11 protein-coding genes are annotated in these 17,602 nt (G+C 67.2%); 9 read left to right on the forward strand and 2 right to left on the reverse strand.

Features of this window, described 5'->3' with window-relative positions:
• The first annotated feature begins 2 nt into the window (after window positions 1-2).
• Window positions 3-3,533 (forward strand): indolepyruvate ferredoxin oxidoreductase family protein, encoded by a 3,531-nt coding sequence (locus AC07OK_RS26390; protein WP_494693041.1) that lies wholly within the window; start codon window positions 3-5, stop codon window positions 3,531-3,533.
• On the opposite strand, the gene torT is transcribed toward AC07OK_RS26390, so the two are convergent.
• The gene (gene torT, locus AC07OK_RS26395) at window positions 3,534-4,622 is read right to left on the reverse strand and encodes a TMAO reductase system periplasmic protein TorT (protein WP_494693042.1); all 1,089 of its coding nucleotides are present in this window, start codon (window positions 4,620-4,622) and stop codon (window positions 3,534-3,536) included. It abuts the gene before it with no gap.
• Between the two features lie 232 nt (window positions 4,623-4,854).
• Between torT and AC07OK_RS26400 the strand changes: the two genes are divergently transcribed.
• From AC07OK_RS26400 to AC07OK_RS26435, 8 genes are all read left to right on the forward strand, one after another.
• Entirely contained in the window at window positions 4,855-6,672 is a 1,818-nt protein-coding gene (locus tag AC07OK_RS26400; protein WP_494693043.1) for a CIA30 family protein, read from the forward strand.
• A 10-nt stretch (window positions 6,673-6,682) separates the two neighbouring features.
• A complete protein-coding gene (locus AC07OK_RS26405; RefSeq protein ID WP_494693044.1) occupies window positions 6,683-7,801 on the forward strand; it encodes a sensor histidine kinase in 1,119 nt (372 codons plus the stop codon).
• Window positions 7,798-8,409, forward strand: coding sequence for a response regulator (locus AC07OK_RS26410; RefSeq protein WP_494693045.1), 612 nt, complete (start codon window positions 7,798-7,800; stop codon window positions 8,407-8,409). The genes AC07OK_RS26405 and AC07OK_RS26410 overlap by 4 nt, the downstream gene beginning before the upstream one ends.
• A gap of 377 nt (window positions 8,410-8,786) precedes the next feature.
• Window positions 8,787-10,562: a GAF domain-containing protein gene (locus tag AC07OK_RS26415; protein ID WP_494693046.1), complete on the forward strand. Its 1,776-nt coding sequence runs from the start codon at window positions 8,787-8,789 to the stop codon at window positions 10,560-10,562.
• Entirely contained in the window at window positions 10,559-14,257 is a 3,699-nt protein-coding gene (locus tag AC07OK_RS26420; RefSeq protein ID WP_494693047.1) for a response regulator, read from the forward strand. The genes AC07OK_RS26415 and AC07OK_RS26420 overlap by 4 nt, the downstream gene beginning before the upstream one ends.
• Window positions 14,258-14,267: 10 nt before the next feature.
• Entirely contained in the window at window positions 14,268-15,095 is an 828-nt protein-coding gene (locus tag AC07OK_RS26425) for a CheR family methyltransferase (RefSeq protein ID WP_494693048.1), read from the forward strand.
• A complete protein-coding gene (locus AC07OK_RS26430) occupies window positions 15,088-15,696 on the forward strand; it encodes a chemotaxis protein CheB (protein ID WP_494693049.1) in 609 nt (202 codons plus the stop codon). Before AC07OK_RS26425 ends, AC07OK_RS26430 begins: the two co-directional genes overlap by 8 nt.
• Window positions 15,686-17,044: an ATP-binding protein gene (locus AC07OK_RS26435; protein ID WP_494693050.1), complete on the forward strand. Its 1,359-nt coding sequence runs from the start codon at window positions 15,686-15,688 to the stop codon at window positions 17,042-17,044. Before AC07OK_RS26430 ends, AC07OK_RS26435 begins: the two co-directional genes overlap by 11 nt.
• 9 nt (window positions 17,045-17,053) lie before the next feature.
• On the opposite strand, the gene AC07OK_RS26440 is transcribed toward AC07OK_RS26435, so the two are convergent.
• Window positions 17,054-17,344 (reverse strand): hypothetical protein, encoded by a 291-nt coding sequence (locus AC07OK_RS26440; RefSeq protein ID WP_494693051.1) that lies wholly within the window; start codon window positions 17,342-17,344, stop codon window positions 17,054-17,056.
• Window positions 17,345-17,602: the final 258 nt, after the last annotated feature.

The raw sequence follows: 17,602 nt of genomic DNA on the forward strand, positions 1-17,602 counted from the left end.
CCATGAACACCATGACCCTGCCCGTGCCATTCCTGGCCGATCCGCACTATGCGCTGGACGACAACCTGACCCGCGCCGAAGGCCGCGTGTTCCTGACCGGCACCCAGGCGCTGGTGCGCCTGCTGTGCATGCAAAAACTCAGCGATGAAGCGCGCCAACTCAAGACCGCCGGTTTCGTCAGCGGCTACCGCGGCTCGCCGCTGGGCGCCGTCGACCAGGAACTGTGGCGCGCCAAGGACCTGCTGCAGGGCCACCACATCGAATTCCTGCCGGCGATTAACGAAGAACTGGGCGCCACCGCCGTCATGGGCTCGCAGCAGGTCGAGGCCGACCCGACCCGCAAGGTCGACGGCGTGTTCGCCATGTGGTACGGCAAAGGGCCGGGCGTGGACCGCGCCGGCGACGCGCTCAAGCACGGCCACGTCTACGGCTCGTCGCCGACCGGCGGCGTGCTGGTGATCCTGGGCGACGACCACGGCTGCGTGTCGTCGTCGATGCCGCACCAGAGCGAGCAGGCGCTGATCGCCTGGAGCATGCCGGTGATTAATCCGGCCAATATTCAGGAGTACATGGAATTCGGCCTGTACGGCTGGGCCATGTCGCGTTATTCCGGCGCCTGGAGCGGCTTCAAGGCCATCTCCGAAACGGTGGAGGGCGGCGCGGTGGTCGAGCTGCCGCCGCTGCCGCGGTACGTCACGCCGACCGACTACGTGGCGCCGCCGGACGGCCTGCACAACCGCTGGCCGGACTTGCCGGGCCTGGCGCTGGAGCAGCGCGCGGCCGCCAAGCTGGAGGCGGTGCAGGCCTTCGCCCGCGCCAATTCCATCGACCGGCTGGTGGTGCCGGCGCCGCGCGCCACCATCGGCATCATCAGCGCCGGCAAGGCCTACCTCGATTTGCTGGAGGCGCTGGAGCGCATGGAACTGCCTTTGCAGCGCCTGGAAGAGCTGGGCGTGCGCCTGTACAAGCCGGGCCTGACCTATCCGCTGGAGCGCAGCCGTTTGTCGGCGTTCGCCGCCGGCTTGAGCGAAATCCTGGTGGTGGAGGAGAAGGGCGCCGTCATCGAACAGCAGGTCAAGAACCTGTTCTACAACCTGCCGCAGGAACAGCGTCCCATCGTCATCGGCAAGACCGACCGCCATGGCGATGCGCTGCTGTCGGCGCTAGGCGAACTGCGGCCGTCGCGCATCGCGCCGGCGCTGGTGCAATGGCTGGCGCCGAAGTTCGCGCAGCTGGACCTGGCGCGCATGCTGCCGGAGTTCTGCGCCGCCGAGCTGCTGTCGAACGGCGCCGATGGCGTCAAGCGCACGCCGTACTTCTGCTCCGGCTGCCCGCACAACACCTCGACCCGCGTGCCGGAAGGCAGCCGCGCGCTGGCCGGCATCGGCTGCCACTTCATGGCGACGTGGATGAAGCGCGACACCAACTACCTGGCGCAGATGGGCGGCGAGGGCGTGGCCTGGGTCGGCTCGTCGCGCTTCGTCGGCGAGCCGCACGTGTTCCAGAACCTGGGCGACGGCACCTACTACCATTCGGGCTCGCTGGCGATACGCCAGGCGATCGCGGCCCGCACCAACATCACCTACAAGATCCTCTACAACGACGCGGTGGCGATGACCGGCGGGCAGCCGGTGGACGGCAGCCTGTCGGTGCCGCAGATCGTGCAGCAGGTCTGCAGCGAAGGCGCGAAGAAGGTCGTGGTGGTGACCGACGCACCGGAAAATTACCAGGGCGTGAGCCTGCCGGAAGGCGTGACCGTGCACCACCGCAGCGAGCTCGATGCGATGCAGCGCATGCTGCGCGAGATCGCCGGTGTGACGGTGCTGGTGTACGACCAGACCTGCGCCGCCGAGAAGCGCCGTCGCCGCAAGAAGAACAAGCCGGACAAGGTGGTCTTCCCCGACCCGGCGCGCCGCATGGTGGTCAATCCCGCCGTGTGCGAAGGCTGCGGCGATTGCGGCGTGCAGTCGAACTGCCTGTCCATCCTGCCGCTGGAGACTGAGCTGGGCCGCAAGCGCCAGATCGAGCAATCGTCCTGCAACAAGGACTACTCCTGCGTCGAAGGCTTCTGCCCGAGCTTTGTCTCGGTGCTGGGCGGCGCGCTGCGCAAGCCGGAAAGCGTGAAGCTGTCGCTGGCGGACCTGGAGCTGGCGCTGGCCGCCTATCCAACGCCGCCGCGCCATGCGCTGGCCAAGCCGTTCGAGATATTGGTGGCCGGTGTCGGCGGTACCGGCATCGTCACGGTCGGCGCCTTGATCTCGATGGCGGCCCACCTGGAAGGCAAGGGCGCGTCAACGCTGGACTTCATGGGCTTTGCGCAGAAGGGCGGCGCGGTGCTGTCGCATGTGCGGGTGGCGTCGTCGCCATCGCGCCTGAACCAGGTGCGCATCGACCTGCGCCAGGCCGACGCGGTGTTCGCCTGCGACCTGGTGGTGGCGGCCATGCCGGACAGCCTGTCCGTGATGCGCGAAGGTCACACCAAGGTGGTGGCCAACGAGCGCGAAATCCCGACCGCCGATTTCACCCGCGAGCGCGACGCCTCGATCAACAAGGCCGGCCTGCTGGAGAAGCTGGCCGCATCGGCCGGCGCGGCCAACGTGCTGCAGCTGGACGCGCAGGAAACCGCGCAGCGCTTCCTCGGCGATCCGATCGGCGGCAATATCCTGCTGATGGGCTTTGCCTGGCAACTGGGACTGGTGCCGGTGGGCCTGGAGGCGCTGATGCGGGCGATAGAGCTGAACGCCGTCGCCATCGACATGAACAAGCGCGCCTTCATGCTGGGCCGCCTGGCCGCCGCCGACCGTTCGGCGCTGGACCGCCTGGTGCAGCCGTCGCAGCAGGTGATCCAGTTCGCCGCGCCGAAGTCGCTGGCCGACATGGTGGCCTTCCGCGTCGACTGGCTGACCAGCTACCAGAACGCCGCCTACGCCCGCCAGTACGCGGACGCCGTGGCCGCCGTCGAACAGCGCGAGATCGCGCTCGAAGGCAGCGGCTCGCGCAAGCAGCTGAGCAAGGCAGTGGCACGCAACCTGTTCAAGGTGATGGCCTACAAGGACGAGTACGAGGTGGCGCGGCTGCATGCCGATCCGGCCTTTCGCGCGCAGATCGCCGCGCAGTTCGACGGCGACTACAAGCTGGCCTTCCATCTGGCGCCGCCGCTGCTGGCGCGCCGCAAGCCGGGTTCCGACGTGCCGGTCAAGATGACCTTCGGCGGCTGGATGATGCCGGCCTTCAGCGTGCTGGCCAGGTTCAAGTCGCTGCGCGGCACGCCGCTCGACGTCTTTGGCTACACGCAGGAGCGCAAGCGCGAACGGGCGCTGCGCGAGCGCTACCTGGCGTTCGCCGCCGAACTGGCGGCCAGCCTGAGGGCCGACAACAAGGAGGCCGCGCTGAAGCTGGCGCAGTTGCCGGACCAGGTGCGCGGCTATGGCCACGTCAAGCTGGCGGCGCTGGACCAGGCGGACGCGCAGTGGACCGAACTGGCGGCCCGCTTCCGCGCCGCCCGCGTGGTGGAACTGAAGCGGCAGGCCTGATCAGTTCTTCGCAGGGTCGTAGGACAGCACGACCTTGTAGCTTTCCGGCGCGATCGAGGTATCAAAGGGATAGCTGCCGAAGTTCTGCTGGTCGACCAGTCCGAGGTTGATCAGGATGGTGTGCGGCAGATCCTTGCCGCGCCCCTCCAGCAGGTTGACGGCGGCGTTGATCGCGACCCGCGCCTGGCTGACGCCCTTGGTGTCGGCGGCGGCGGAGATGTCGCCGCTGCGTACCATGCCGGCGATTTCGTCGGTCAGGTCGTAGGCCACCACGCGCAGCTTGCCGTTCAAGCCCGCCGCCTTGATCGGCAGGACCGCGGCCGGCGCGCAGCCGGTGCAGCCCAGCAGGTAATCGAGTTTGGCGCCGTGCTTGGCCAGCATCTGCGTCGCCAACTGCGTCTGCACCTTGCGGTCGCTGTCGCCGTAGCGGATGTCGACGATGTTGACCGGTATCTTGGCTTCCGCCGCGGCGATCCGCGTGCCGTCCACTTCCCCCTTGACCCAGCCCGCGCCCATCGGGCCGGGCAGCAGGCCGATATTGACCGACTTCAGGCCGCGCCGCTGGGCGTCGCGCACCATCCAGCGGGTCGCTTCCATGCCCATGGCGCGCAGCGAGGTGGTGACCTTGATCGCCAGGTCGTCGCTGCGGCTGTCGTTGGCCAGTTCGAACACCGGGATGCCGGCGGCGCGCGCCTTGGCGATCGAGTTGTTATTGGCCGTCATGCCGATCGGCGAGATGACGATGGCGTCATACTTGGCTGCGATGGCGGCGTCCATCTGCCGCAACTGGCCTTTCAGGTCGTCGTAGCCGGTGGCGGGCAGGATGTCGACGGCGACGCCCAGGCGGCGCGCCTCGCTGATGACGCCATAGCTGCAGCCGGCCCAATACGGGTCTTTCAGGTGCGGGAACAGGAAGGCGATGCGCCAGTGTTTGCCGGCCTTGGGCGCCATCGGATACGTGCCCGGTACCACGCGGCCGCTGGCCAGCGCGTCGTCGGCCGAGCCGTTGGCCTGCAGCGGGCGGAAAATCGACACCACCGGCACCGGCGCAAATTTGGCCGTCGGCGCCGCAACAACGGCTGGCGCCATACACACAAGCAGGGCACCCAGACAGGCGAATGTTCGTAAGCGATGATTGAAGATACTGAGCATGCGGTGTTCTTCTTCCGTATCGGCGGATGGGACTTGTTTAGTACAATTCTAACCGCATCGGCAGGGCGGCGGGGGATCTGACAATTGTCATGTCAAAATTGTGTCATTTGCTTCTGGCGGGGCCTCCGCCATCGCTGCACACTGTCGTCATACCAACCCGGAGACTTCAATGAACCCTGTACTTTCGAAGATGTTGTTTGCCTGTGGCCTCGGCCTGTCCATCCCGGCGCTGGCCGATACCTGGCTGATACGCGACGCCCGCGTGTTCGACGGCGAGCAGATGCACGCCAAGCGCTCGGTGCTGGTCAAGGACGACAAGATTGTCGACGCCGACTTCCGCGGCGGCGCGCCGGCCGGTGCGCACATCGTCGACGGCGCTGGCCGTACGCTGCTGCCCGGCCTGATCGACGCCCACGTCCATGCCTACCGCCACCTGGAACTGCCGCTGATGTTCGGCGTGACCACGCAGATCGACATGTTCACCGGCGTGGCGACGATGCAGCAGATCAGCGCCAAAATGCGCAGCAACGACAACCGCGACCAGGCCGACATGTATTCGGCCGGCACCCTGGCCACCGTGCCGGGCGGCCACGGCACCGAGTACGGCATGGCGATACCGACCCTGACCCGGCCCGATGAAGCCCAGGCCTTCGTCGATGCCCGCATCGCCGAGGGTTCGTATTTCATCAAGATCGTCATGGAACCGGGCCGTCCCGGCCATGCGACGCCAACGCTGGACCTGCCGACGGTCAAGGCCTTGGTCGAGGCGGCCCATCTGCGCGGCAAGCTGGCGGTGGTCCACGTCAGCAACCTGGCCGACTCTCGCGCCGCGCTGGAAGCGGGCGCCGATGGCCTGGTCCACCTGTTCAACGGCGAGCGCCTGAGCGACGCGGAGCTGGCCGGCTTCGTCAAGCTGGTGCAGCAGAAGCGCGCCTTCGTCATCCCGACCATGAGCGTGTTGGAGAGCATCGCCGGCATGCGCGAGGACGACGTGATCGGCGACGCCGGCCTGGCCGCCTTGCTCACCAAGGAGCAGGCCGCACCGCTGAAGGTCACCTACGGCCAACAAGTCCGTAGCGTGTTGATGGCGGCGCCGAACCAGGTGGTGGCGGCGCTGAACAAGGCTGGCGCGCCACTGCTGGCCGGCACCGACGCCGGCAACTCCGGCACCCAGTACGGCATCAGCGTGCTGCACGAACTGCGTTCGCTGGTGCAGGCCGGCCTGACGCCGCAGCAGGCGCTGGCCGCCGCCACGTCGGCGCCGGCGCGCGCCTTCAAGCTGGCCGACCGTGGCCGCATCGCCAAGGGCTACAAGGCCAACCTGCTGCTGGTGCAGGGCGATGCCGGCAGCGATATCGGCGCGCTGCACCACATCGTCGAAGTGTGGAAGGACGGCGACGCCGTCAGCCCGCTGCGCAAGGCCCAGCTGGACAAGGTGGCGCAGGAGCTGGCGCCGCGCACGCAGCCGCCGCTGGCGCTGGCGCTGCCCGACGGTGGCCGCATCAGCCAGTTCTCGGCCGATAAGCTGGCCAGCCCGATCGGCATCGGCTGGATGCCGTCCACCGACCAATTCGCCGGCGGCAAGTCCAGCGTCGATCTGAAAGTGGAGGAAGCTGGCGCGGACGGCCAGCGTCCGCTGGCGGTGAAGGCGAAAGTGCAGCCCGGCTTTGCCTATCCTTGGGCGGGCCTGGCCTTCATGCCCGGCACGCAGATCATGCAGCCGGCCGACCTGCGCGGCGCCAAGGTGCTGCGCTTCCGCGTCAAGGGCGACGGCCAGCGCTACAGCGTCGGCATCCTGTCGAGCGGCATTCAGATCCCGGTCAGCCAGCCGTTCGAGACTTCGGGCGAGTGGAAAGAGGTGGCGCTGCCGTTCGATGGCTTCAAGGGCATAGACTTTGGCGCGGTGACCATGATAGCGTTCAACGCTGGGCCGAAGTTGGGCGACTATCAGTTCCAGATCGCCGACGTGCGGCTGGTGAACGAGTAACAGGCAAAGGATGGACGTGGGGATACTGCACACTTTGAAAAGCACGCTGGGCGGGCCGTGGGTGCCGCCGGCGATGGGCAAGGGCCCGTACTTGTGGGTGTGGTCGCTGCTGTTCATCGTGTGGAAGTATGCCTACGTCGGCCCCAGCCCGGCGGAGCTGGTGTGGCTGGCGCTGACGCTGCTGGTGTTCTTCCCCGTGTATTTCGCCAGCTTCTGGCGCAGCAATCTGCGGGTGGTGCCGCTGTTGCTGACCATGGTGCTGCTGGGCGTGCTGTGGGCGCCGTACAATGCCGGCGCCAGCACTTTTTTCATTTTCGCCAGCGCCATGTGCGCGCGCTTCGAACGCCGCGGCCACGCCTACCTGGGAATAGTACTGGTGCTGCTGTGCGGTTGCCTGATGACGCCGTCCGTCACGCTGAAGATCAATTTCCTGGTGCCGGTGCTGGTGGTCGGCGGTCCCATCGGATTTGCCAGCATCATGGAGGAGAACGTGCGGCGCTCGCGCGACCAGCTGCTGCGCAAGCAGGAGGAGGTGGCCCACATGGCCCGCATCGCCGAGCGTGAACGCATCTCGCGCGACCTGCACGACCTGCTGGGCCACACGCTGTCGATGATCACCCTGAAGGCCGAGCTGGCGGGCAAGCTGCTGGAGCGCGATCCGCAGGCCTGCCGCAGCGAGATCCGCGATATCGAGCAGAGCGCGCGCAAGGCCCTGAGCGAGGTGCGCTCGGCGGTGACGGGCATCCGCCAGACCGGCTTCGCGCACGAGCTGGCGACGGCGCGCGCCAGCCTGGCGGCGGCCAATGTCGGCTTCACCGAACAGGTGCAGCCCTTCGTCTTGCCGGCCGCGCTGGAGAACGTGCTGTCGCTGGCGCTGCGCGAGGCGGTGACCAACATCCTGCGCCACGCCGGCGCTTCCCATTGCGAGGTGAGGATGGCGCTGGAGTCGGGCATGGTGGTGCTGCGGGTGCGCGACAACGGCCGCGCGCAGGAAGGCGGCGCGATCGTGCACGGCTCCGGCCTGAGCGGCATGAGGGAGCGGGTGGCCGCGCTGGGCGGGCGGCTGGCGCTGCGCGCCGACCGCGGCCTGGCGCTGGAATTGAGTTTGCCGATGGGAGTGGCCGCATGACGATGATAAGAGTGGTGATCGCCGAAGACCAGGCACTGGTGCTGGGCGCGCTGGCGGCGCTGCTGAAACTGGAGGGCGACCTGGACGTGGTGGGCAAGGCCGCCAACGGCCAGGAGGCGCTGGCGCAATGCCTGGCGCTGCGGCCGGACATCCTGCTGACCGACATCGAGATGCCTTTGATGACGGGGCTGGAACTGGCCGCCGCGCTGGCCGGCCACAGCCTGCCGACGCGGGTGATGATCGTCACCACCTTCGCCCGCAGCGGCTATCTGCGGCGCGCGCTGGGCGCCGGCGTGCGCGGCTACCTGCTCAAGGATGCGCCGGCCGAGACGCTGGCGGCGGCCATCCGCACCGTGCACGCGGGCGGCCGCGCCATCGCGCCGGAGCTGGCGCTGGAGAGCTGGAGCGGACAGCAAGACCCGCTCAACGAGCGTGAACGGCAGGTGCTGCGGCTGGCGGGCGAGGGCCGCAGCAGCGGCGACATCGCGCGCCAGATCCACCTGTCCGAAGGCACGGTGCGCAACTATCTTTCCGACGCGATCAGCAAGCTCGACGCCGGCAACCGGGTCGAAGCCTTCCGCCTGGCCCGCGACGCCGGCTGGCTGTAATGGCCGAGCAGGCGTCAAGGCGCGTTACGGCGACCGGGTGGCGGCCAGCATCACGCTGGTGTGCACCCAGCACAAATACCTGCAAGAGATACGGGTGGCGCTGCCGCTGGACTTCAGCACCGGCGGCGCCGCGCGAAATCGGCTGCGGCGACGAGGTCTACGTCGAAGCGGCCGGCCGAAACTAGTCGAGCGCAACGCATAAATCGCCGCCGCCCGCCACACTTGCGTCAAATAAGCTAGTTGGCGCAGAGTAATACCCCTATAATTATTCGGAGATAACCGCGTCGGTGCGCGGGGCGGGCAGGCATCCATGTCCGCGCCGGGGAGGGGACATGAATGGCTGGCTGAATCGGCTTTTGCTGAGGCAAAAATTCTTCATGCTTGCGCTATTGGCGGCAGCCATGGTGGCGTTGCCCTCGGCATTGTTCATCCTCGAAGCGAACAAGGCGGTCCAGATCGCCCGCACCGAGGCGCAGGGCATCGCCCCGGTGCGCACGGTGCTGCGGCTGGTTCAGCTGGTCCAGCAGCACCGGGGGCTGCAGGCGATGCGCCTGAACGGCTTTCACGATATCCGGCCGGAACAGGAAGCCAAGCACGCCGAGGCCGACCGGGCGGTCGCCACGGTGGAAGGCCAGGTGCGCCGCCTGGACGAGCGCGGCGTCAACCTGGCCTGGCTGCGGATCCGCGAGGATTGGGTCACGCTCAGCAATGACATCACCCGGCAATCGCTGTCGGCCGAGGCCAGTTTCACGGCGCACACGGAGTTGATCGCGCGCCTGCTCAAGCTGGAGCTGCTGATCGCCGACCTGTTCAAGCTGCGCCTCGATCCCGAGCCGGAAACCTATTTCCTGATCGACGCGGCGATGGTGCGCGCGCCCGCCCTGCGCGAGACGCTGGGGCAGTTGCGCGGCCTCGGCAGCGGCATCCTGGTCGAGCACACGGTCAATCACGCCCAGCGCATGCTGATCCGTTCGCGCTCCGACCGCGCGCTTGACTATTACGACAGCATCGATGACGCCCTCTCGCTGGCGATCGGCAGCAACGAGGCGCTGCGCGACACGCTGGCCGAGGTGGTGCAGGCCAACCGCAATGCTGGCGCCCAGGTGCTGCAACTGGCGCAGGAACAGATCATCGCGCCGGAGCAGCTGCGCTTCCCCTCGCTCGAATACTATCGCCTGTACAGCGAGACCATCGACGGCCAGTACCGCGTGAGCGAACTGGTGCTCGACCAGTTGAGCGCGTCGCTGATGCAGCGCGCCCAGCGCCTGACCCGCAGCGCCAACTCGCTGATGGGCGCGATTGTGCTGCTGGCCCTGCTGGCCGTGGTGCTGGGGCGGCGCATCGTGCGTTCGGTGACGGCGCCGCTGGGCGTGGCGCTGGACCTGGCGCGCGCCATGACCGCCGGCGCGGCCGACAAGATCGCCGTCACCGAGGCCATCGCCGGCGGCGACCTGACGCGCGACCTGGTGCCGGCCGCCGCGCCCGCGCTCGCGCCCGACGAGATTCCCGGCGATGAAGTGGGCGAGCTGCTGCGTTCGGTGCTCCGCATGAGCGAGGTGCAGCGCGCGCTCGACCTGGCGTTCGGGCAGATGACGGTGGCGCTGCGCGCCAACAGCGCGGCCGAGAGCGCCCGCGACTGGCTCAAGTCGGGCCTCAATGAGTTGAGCGACTTGATGCGCGGCGAGCACGAGACCGGACCGATGGCCGAGCAGGTGCTGCTGTGCCTGGCGAACCGGCTGCAGGCCCAGGTCGGCGCCTTTTATCTGTACGACGCCGCCGCCCAGCAGCTGTACCTGTGCGCCAGCTACGCCTACACCCGCCGTAAGGCGCTGGGCGAGCGCTTCGCGCTGGGCCAGGGCCTGGCCGGCCAGGCCGCGCTGGAGCGCTGCTGCATCTGCATCGACCAGGTGCCGCCGGACTACGTCAGCATCGCCTCCGGCCTGGGCGCGGCGGCGCCGCGCAACGTCAGCGCCGTGCCGCTGCTGCACGGCGAGACGCTGGTCGGCGTGCTGGAGCTCGGCGCCTTCCATGCCTACACCGACGCCGAGCTGGAATTCCTCGAACGGGCGCGCGACAGCATCGCCGTCGGCTTCGACGCCAATTTGTCGCGCCAGCGCATGCGCTTGGTGCTGAGCGGGAGGGTAGCCACGTGAGATCCTTGTTGTCGCGCTCCATGTTCTGGAAGCTGTTCGTGCCCATCGGCGCGCTGTTGCTGCTCAGCGCGCTGGCCGCGGCGATCCTGCTGCCGCTGGTCATCCAGCGCAACGCCGAACATGAGGCCATCGAGGCCGGCCAGGAAACCGTGCGGCAGTTCCAATTGCTGCGCAAGTATTACACTGACAACGTGGTGTCCAAGCTGATGGCGCAGGGCAAGCTGCGGGTCTCCTTCGACCATCTGGCGCGGCCCGACACCGTGCCGCTGCCGGCCACCATGATCCTGGACCTGAGCGCGCTGCTCAAGGAATCGGGCACCAGCCTGCGCCTGTACAGCCCCTATCCCTTCCCCAGCCGGCGCGACCGCGTGGTCGACCAGTTCGGCGAGGATGCCTGGACTTTTCTGCAGGGCAGTCCCGACAAGGTCTACACCCGCGTCGAGACCATCGCCGGCAAGACGGTGGTGCGGGTGGCGATGGCGGACCGGATGGTGGCCCAGGCCTGCGTCGCTTGCCACAACAGCTGGCCCGGCAGCCCGCGCACCAACTGGAAGCTGGGCGATGTGCGCGGCGTGCTGGAGGTCGATTCAAGCCGGCAACTGGCCAGCGGCCAGTCCATCGTCTATCAGGTGCTGACCGGGCTGGCGCTGATGTTGCTGCTGCTGGCGGTGTTCATCCGGCTCTTTTATCAGCGCAGCATTGCGCGGCCGCTGGCGACGGCGCTCGACGCGGCGCGCGCGCTGAACGCCGGCAGCGCCGAGAAGGTTCAGGCGGTCGAAGCCATCGCCGGCGGCAATCTGGAGCAGCAGATCGCGCTGGCCCGGCTGCCCGACATCGATCCCGGCGCCATTTCCAGCGACGAGGTGGGGCAGTTGCTCAAGTCGGTGTTCAGCATCGGCGAGGCCCAGCTGGCGCTCGATCATGCGATACGCACGATGAGCCTGGCCCTGCGCGCCAGCCGCGACGCGGAACAGGCGCGCGACTGGCTCAAGAGCGGGCAGAATGAACTCAATGCGCTGATGCGCGGCGAGCAGGAGACCGCCTGGCTGGCCGAAAAAGTCTTGTGCTACCTGGCCACGCGCACCGGCGCCGGCGTCGGCGCCTTCTTCCTGCATGACGAGCAAAGCCAGCAGTTTTATCTGGCGGCGGCGTACGCGCTGCCGGCCGGCATCGACATGGGCGCGCGCATCGCCAGCGGCGACGGCTTGCTGGGCCAGGCTGTGCGGGAACGCCGCATCCTGCTGGTGGACAATGTGCCGGCCGGCTATCTGCCGGTGGGGTCGGCGCTGGGCCACGCCGACCCCGGCAACCTGATGCTGGTGCCGCTGCTGCACGGCGACAATCTGGTGGGCGCCATCGAGCTGGCGGCCTTCCGCGCCTTCCGGACGGCCGAGCTGGCTTTGCTGGAATCGGTGCGCGAGGCGCTGGCGGTCGGTTTCGAAGTCAATCAATCGCGCCAGCGCACCAAGGGCTTGCTGGTCGAGACCGAGCAGCAGGCCGAGGAGTTGCGGGTGCAGCAGGAAGAGCTGCAGCAAACCAACGAGGAGCTGGCCGAACGCGCCGATTTGCTGGAAGCCCAGCGCGAACAGCTGCGCCTCAAGCATGCCGAGCTGGAGCAGGCCAGCCGCGACGTGTGGCGCAAGGCCGAGGAGCTGCAAAAGGTCAGCGCCTACAAGAGCGAGTTCATGGCCAATATGTCGCACGAGCTGCGCACGCCGCTGAACAGCATGCTGATCCTGTCGGGCCTGCTCAAGGAGAACAAGAGCCAGACCCTCACGCCCAAACAGGTCGAGTACGCCAGCACCATCAACGGCGCCGGCCAGGACTTGCTCAACCTGATCAACGATATCCTCGACCTGTCCAAGGTGGAGGCGGGCCAGGTGGAATTCAGCTACGAGCTGGTGCGGCCGGCCCAGCTGTGCGCGGACATGCAGGACCTGTTCCATTTGCCGGCCGAGCAGAAGGGCTTGCGCTTCCACACCGAGATCGCGCCGGAGGTGCCGCCGCAGGTGTCGCTCGATATGCAGCGCACCGAGCAGATCCTGAAGAACCTGATCGCCAACGCCATCAAGTTCACCGCCGGCGGCGAGGTCGCCTTGCGGGTGTCGCTGGCCGACGCGGCCGCCAATCCGCTGGGCCAGGCGGCGTTGTGCTGGGCCGTCGTCGACACCGGCATCGGCGTGCCAGCCAGCAAGCAGGAGTTGATCTTTGAAGCGTTCAAGCAGGCCGACGGCGGCATCAGCCGGCAGTACGGCGGCACCGGGCTGGGTCTGTCGATTTCGCTGCAGCTGGCGTGCAAGATGGGCGGCAGCCTGAGCATGCGCAGCGTCGAGGGCCAGGGCAGCACTTTCACCTTGTGGCTGCCGCTGGCGGCGCCGGCCGCCGCGTCGGCCGAAGCCGCCGCGGACACGACCGCCGCCGCGCCGCCGTCCGCGCCGCCGCCACCGCCGTCCGCGCCGGCCGCCGCCGCGCCGCTGCCGCCGCCGGCGCTGGCCGACGACCGGGCCACGCTGCAGCCGGGGGCGCGGTGCATCCTGATTGTCGAGGACGACCGCAACTTCGCCGGCATCCTGATGGACTTCGTGCGCCAGCGCGGTTACGCCGCCCTGGTCGCGCTGGACGGCGCCGGCGGCATCGCGCTGGCCCGGCACTACCTGCCCAGCGCCATCCTGCTGGACGTGATGTTGCCGAGCATAGACGGCTGGGGCGTGATGCGCAGCCTGAAGGACAGCGCCGAGACGCGCCACATCCCGGTCCACTTCATCACCTGCCTGGAGGAACGCCAGCGCGCCATGGAGATGGGGGCGATCGGCCTGGTCACCAAGCCGGTCAGCGCGGCCCAGCTGGACCAGGTGCTGGGCACGGTCGAAAGCGCGCTCGACCATTCGCTCAAGCAGTTGCTGATCGTCGAGGACAACCCGGCCGAGGCCGCCAGCCTGAAGGCCTTGCTGGGCGAGCGCGAGGTGGTGCTGACCATCGCCGCCAGCGGCCGCGAGGCGATGGCGCTGCTGGCGGCCGGCCGCTACGATTGCATGGTGCTCGACCTGGGGCTGGCCGACATGTCGGGCTTCGAGCTGCTCGAACACATCCAGGGCATGGAGCAGGCGCGGCAGATACCGGTCATCATCCATTCCGGCCGCGACCTGACGCGCGAGCAGGAACGCCAGTTGCAGCGCTATGCCGAGCGCATCATCATCAAGGGCGCCAAGAGTCCGGAGCGTTTGCTGAACGAGGTGACGCTGTTCCTGCACATGGTCGAAAGCAAGATGGAACCGTCCCGGCAACGCATGATACGGGCCGCGATCGACAAGGAGGCCATGTTGGACGGCAAAACCGTGCTGATCGTCGACGACGATATGCGCAACATCTTCTCGCTCACCAGCCTGCTGACCGAGAAGGGCATGCTGGTGCTGGAGGCCGACAACGGCCGCGAGGCGCTGCTGCGGCTCGACGAGCATCCCGCCATCAGCGTGGTGCTGATGGATATCATGATGCCGGAGATGGACGGCTATGAGGCGATGCGCCGGATCCGCGCCGAGCGCCGCTACGCCGCCTTGCCCATCATCGCGATGACGGCCAAGGTGATGCAGGGCGACCAGCAGAAATGCCTGGAGGCCGGCGCCAGCGACTATCTGGCCAAGCCGATCGACACCGACAAGCTGATGTCGCTGCTGCGGGTCTGGACCAGCCGCTAGGAGCGCAACCATGGACCCGGACGCCATCGAGGATGTGGAAATCGGCCTGCTGCTGCAGGGCGTGCGCCAGGTGTATGGCCACGATTTTGGTGGCTACGCGGAGGCCTCGTTCAAACGGCGCCTGCGGCTGTGGCTGGCCAGTTCTGGCCACGCGACGTTTTCCCAGGCCCAGGCCCAGCTGCTGCGCGATCCCGCCTGCTTCGAGACGCTGCTGCAGGGGATCACCGTGAACGTGACGGAGATGTTCCGCGACCCGCCGTTCTTCCTGGCGCTGCGGCAAAAGGTGATCCCGTTCTTGCAGACCTATCCCTTCGTCAAGATCTGGCATGCCGGCTGCGCCAGCGGCGAGGAAGCGTATTCGATGGCGATCCTGCTGCAGGAATCCGGGCTGGCCGGGCGCTACCGCATCTATGCGACCGACCTCAACGAGGCTGTCCTCAAGCGCGCGCGCGAGGGCATCTATCCGCTCAAGGCCATGCAGGCGGCCACCCGCAACTACCAGCTGAGCGGCGGCACGGGGTCGTTCGCGGACTACTACACGGCCTGCTACGACAACGCCATGCTGACCTCCGGCCTGCGCGAGCATCTGGTTTTTGTCCAGCACAACCTGGTCACCGACAGCGACGTCGGCGAAATGAACCTGGTGTTGTGCCGCAACGTCATGATTTATTTCAAGGGGGAGCTCAAGGACCGCTGCCTGCGCCTGTTCGAGCATTGCCTGCAGCCGGGCGGCTTCCTGTGCCTGGGCATGAAGGAGCGGCTCGATGGCCGCCCGCAGGGCGTGCAGTACGAGCGCTTCGCTCCCCACCTGAGCATCTACCGCAAGCCCTATGCCTAAGCGCGCGCCATATCGGGCCATCGTGCTGGGCGTGTCGGCCGGCGGGGTCAGCGCGCTCAAGCTGTTGCTGGGGACCTTGCCGGCCGATCTGCCCTGGCCCTTGCTGATCGTGCAGCACATTTCGGCCGACTCGGACGGCTCGCTGGCCAGGGTGCTGGACCAGGGTTGCGCGCTGCGCGTCAAGGAGGCCGAGGAGCGCGAACGCATCGAGCCCGCCACGGTCTACCTGGCGCCGGCCAACTACCACCTGATGGTGGAGCGCGACGGCACGCTGGCGCTGAACACGGACGCGGCCGTGAGTTACGCGCGGCCGTCGATCGATGTGTTGTTCGAGTCGGCAGCGCGCGCTTTCGGCCCGGCCCTGATCGGCGTAATATTGACTGGAGCAAACGCCGACGGCAGCCAGGGCCTGCGGGCGATCAAGGACAAGGGCGGACTGGCCGTGGTGCAGGACCCGGCCGACGCCGTCAGTCCGAGCATGCCGCTGGCGGCGCTGGCTGCCGTGCAGGCGGATTATGTGGTGCCGCTGGCCGGCTTGGGAGCGCTGTTCCAGGCCTTGGCCGGTGCGCATGGACGCAAAGGAAAACACAGTGGACGCTAACAAGATTCCGGTGCTGATGGTCGATGACAGGCCCGAGAACCTGACGGCGCTCGCCGCCCTGTTGTCGGACATGGAGCTCGATCTGGAGCTGGTGGCCGCCAACTCCGGCAATGAAGCGCTGCGCCAGAGCCTGAAATGCGATTTCGCCCTGATCCTGCTCGATGTCCAGATGCCCGACATGAACGGCCTGGAAACGGCCGCGCTGTTGCGCACCAATCCCAAGACCTGCCATTTGCCCATCATTTTTGTGACGGCCGGCATGAACGAGAAAAATCATTTGTTCAAGGGCTACGAATCCGGCGCGGTCGACTACCTGATCAAGCCGATCGAGCCGCTGGTGTTGCGCAGCAAGGTCAGGGTGTTTTGCGAACTGTACGCCCAGCGCATGGAGATCGAATACCGCAAGGTCAACCTGGAAGGCATGGTGCGCGAACGCACCGGCGAGTTGTCGGCGCTGGCCGAGAACCTGGGGCAGGAATGCAAGGTGCGGCAGGCCACCGAGGCGGCGCTGAAGGAGAGCGAGCTGCGCCTGCGCCAGCTCAACGAGGACCTGGAGGGGCGGGTCGAACAACGGACCCTGGAGCTAAGGCGGGCGATGGACCAGATCGTCGAATCGGAAAAGCTCGCTTCGCTGGGGGGCATCGTGGCGGGCGTGGCGCATGAGCTCAACACGCCGATCGGCAATATCGTCATGATGGCGTCGGCGCTGGGCGACCGCCTGTGCGAGTTGTCGAAGTCGGTGGCCGAGGGCACGCTGACCAAGAGCCTGCTGTTCGCCTCGGTGGACGAGTGCATCAACGCCAGCACCATCCTGGTGCGCAGCGCGCAGCGGGCCGGGGAGATGATCGAAAGCTTCAAGAAGGTGGCGGTGGACCAGACCAGCCAGCGCCGCCGCGTGTTCGACCTGCGCGAGACGGTGAGCGACATCCTGCACACGCTGGGCACGGCGATGCGGCATGCGCAAGTGCGCGTGGATTTACGGATACCGCCCGGCATCGAGATGGATGCCTTTCCCGGCGACCTGGAACAGATTTTCAGCAATCTGATCATGAACTCGATCCGTCACGGCTTCGGCGCCGGCGGCGGCCACATCATGATCGACGCCCGGCAGCTGCGGGAGCAGGTCGAGATCGTCTACCAGGATGACGGCGCCGGCATCGCGCCCGAGTTGCACCGCAAGGTGTTCGAGCCCTTCTACACCACCAAGCTGGGGCAGGGCGGTTCCGGCCTCGGCATGTTCATCGTCCACAACCTGGCACATGGCGTGCTCAAGGGCGACATCAAACTCGACAGCGCGTGCGGCAAGGGCGTCACCTTCACCCTGACCGTGCCCGCCGTCACGCCTTAGCCGGCAGCCTTAGGCGACCGGCACTTCCTTCAGGCCGCTCCAGGACAGCGTGGTTGCCTCGGTCACCAGCACCGAGGCGCCGGTCTGGATGGTTTCGGCCAGGCGGTGGACGCCGTCGCGCACTTCGTTGATGGTTTCCTTGCCGACGTAGGTGAAGGTGCCGGGCGGCAGGTGGTAGGCGCGGCCGTCGTCGGCCTTGACGCCGGCGGCGATATTATATTTCGACAATTCGATGCTGAAGCGCAGCATGGTATCGGGCGCGGCTTCGGCAAAGGACACGTTAATTATGTAGTGGATCATAGTGAGGCCTTGATTGAGGAAGCATGAATCATGCAACAAGGCACGGGCAAAAGCAATCCTCCCCCTTCCAGGCAAGGAAAAGCCCCGAGCAGGCGGCAAACCTGTCGGGGCTTAGTGTCAATTGGCGGAGAAAGCTTGTTGACTGGTACGAATAATAATGTAGTTTTCTTAAGATTGCCTTAGTGAACATCCCGGCATGGGACTTTGGCGGCGTGCGAGTATGGTGTAGCATGCTGGACGGCGATTTGGCCGGGCGCA

This window comes from Duganella sp. GW821-FHT07G03, from assembly GCF_059418605.1.

What these genes read in the sequence shown, in the direction of transcription:
- AC07OK_RS26390 (WP_494693041.1), top strand. Translation starts at nt 3, where the DNA reads ATGAACACCATGACCCTGCCCGTGCCATTCCTGGCCGATCCGCACTAT.
- torT (WP_494693042.1), bottom strand. Translation starts at nt 4,622, where the DNA reads ATGGCGCCAGCCGTTGTTGCGGCGCCGACGGCCAAATTTGCGCCGGTG.
- AC07OK_RS26400 (WP_494693043.1), top strand. Translation starts at nt 4,855, where the DNA reads ATGAACCCTGTACTTTCGAAGATGTTGTTTGCCTGTGGCCTCGGCCTG.
- AC07OK_RS26405 (WP_494693044.1), top strand. Translation starts at nt 6,683, where the DNA reads ATGGACGTGGGGATACTGCACACTTTGAAAAGCACGCTGGGCGGGCCG.
- AC07OK_RS26410 (WP_494693045.1), top strand. Translation starts at nt 7,798, where the DNA reads ATGACGATGATAAGAGTGGTGATCGCCGAAGACCAGGCACTGGTGCTG.
- AC07OK_RS26415 (WP_494693046.1), top strand. Translation starts at nt 8,787, where the DNA reads ATGCTTGCGCTATTGGCGGCAGCCATGGTGGCGTTGCCCTCGGCATTG.
- AC07OK_RS26425 (WP_494693048.1), top strand. Translation starts at nt 14,268, where the DNA reads ATGGACCCGGACGCCATCGAGGATGTGGAAATCGGCCTGCTGCTGCAG.
- AC07OK_RS26430 (WP_494693049.1), top strand. Translation starts at nt 15,088, where the DNA reads ATGCCTAAGCGCGCGCCATATCGGGCCATCGTGCTGGGCGTGTCGGCC.
- AC07OK_RS26440 (WP_494693051.1), bottom strand. Translation starts at nt 17,344, where the DNA reads ATGATCCACTACATAATTAACGTGTCCTTTGCCGAAGCCGCGCCCGAT.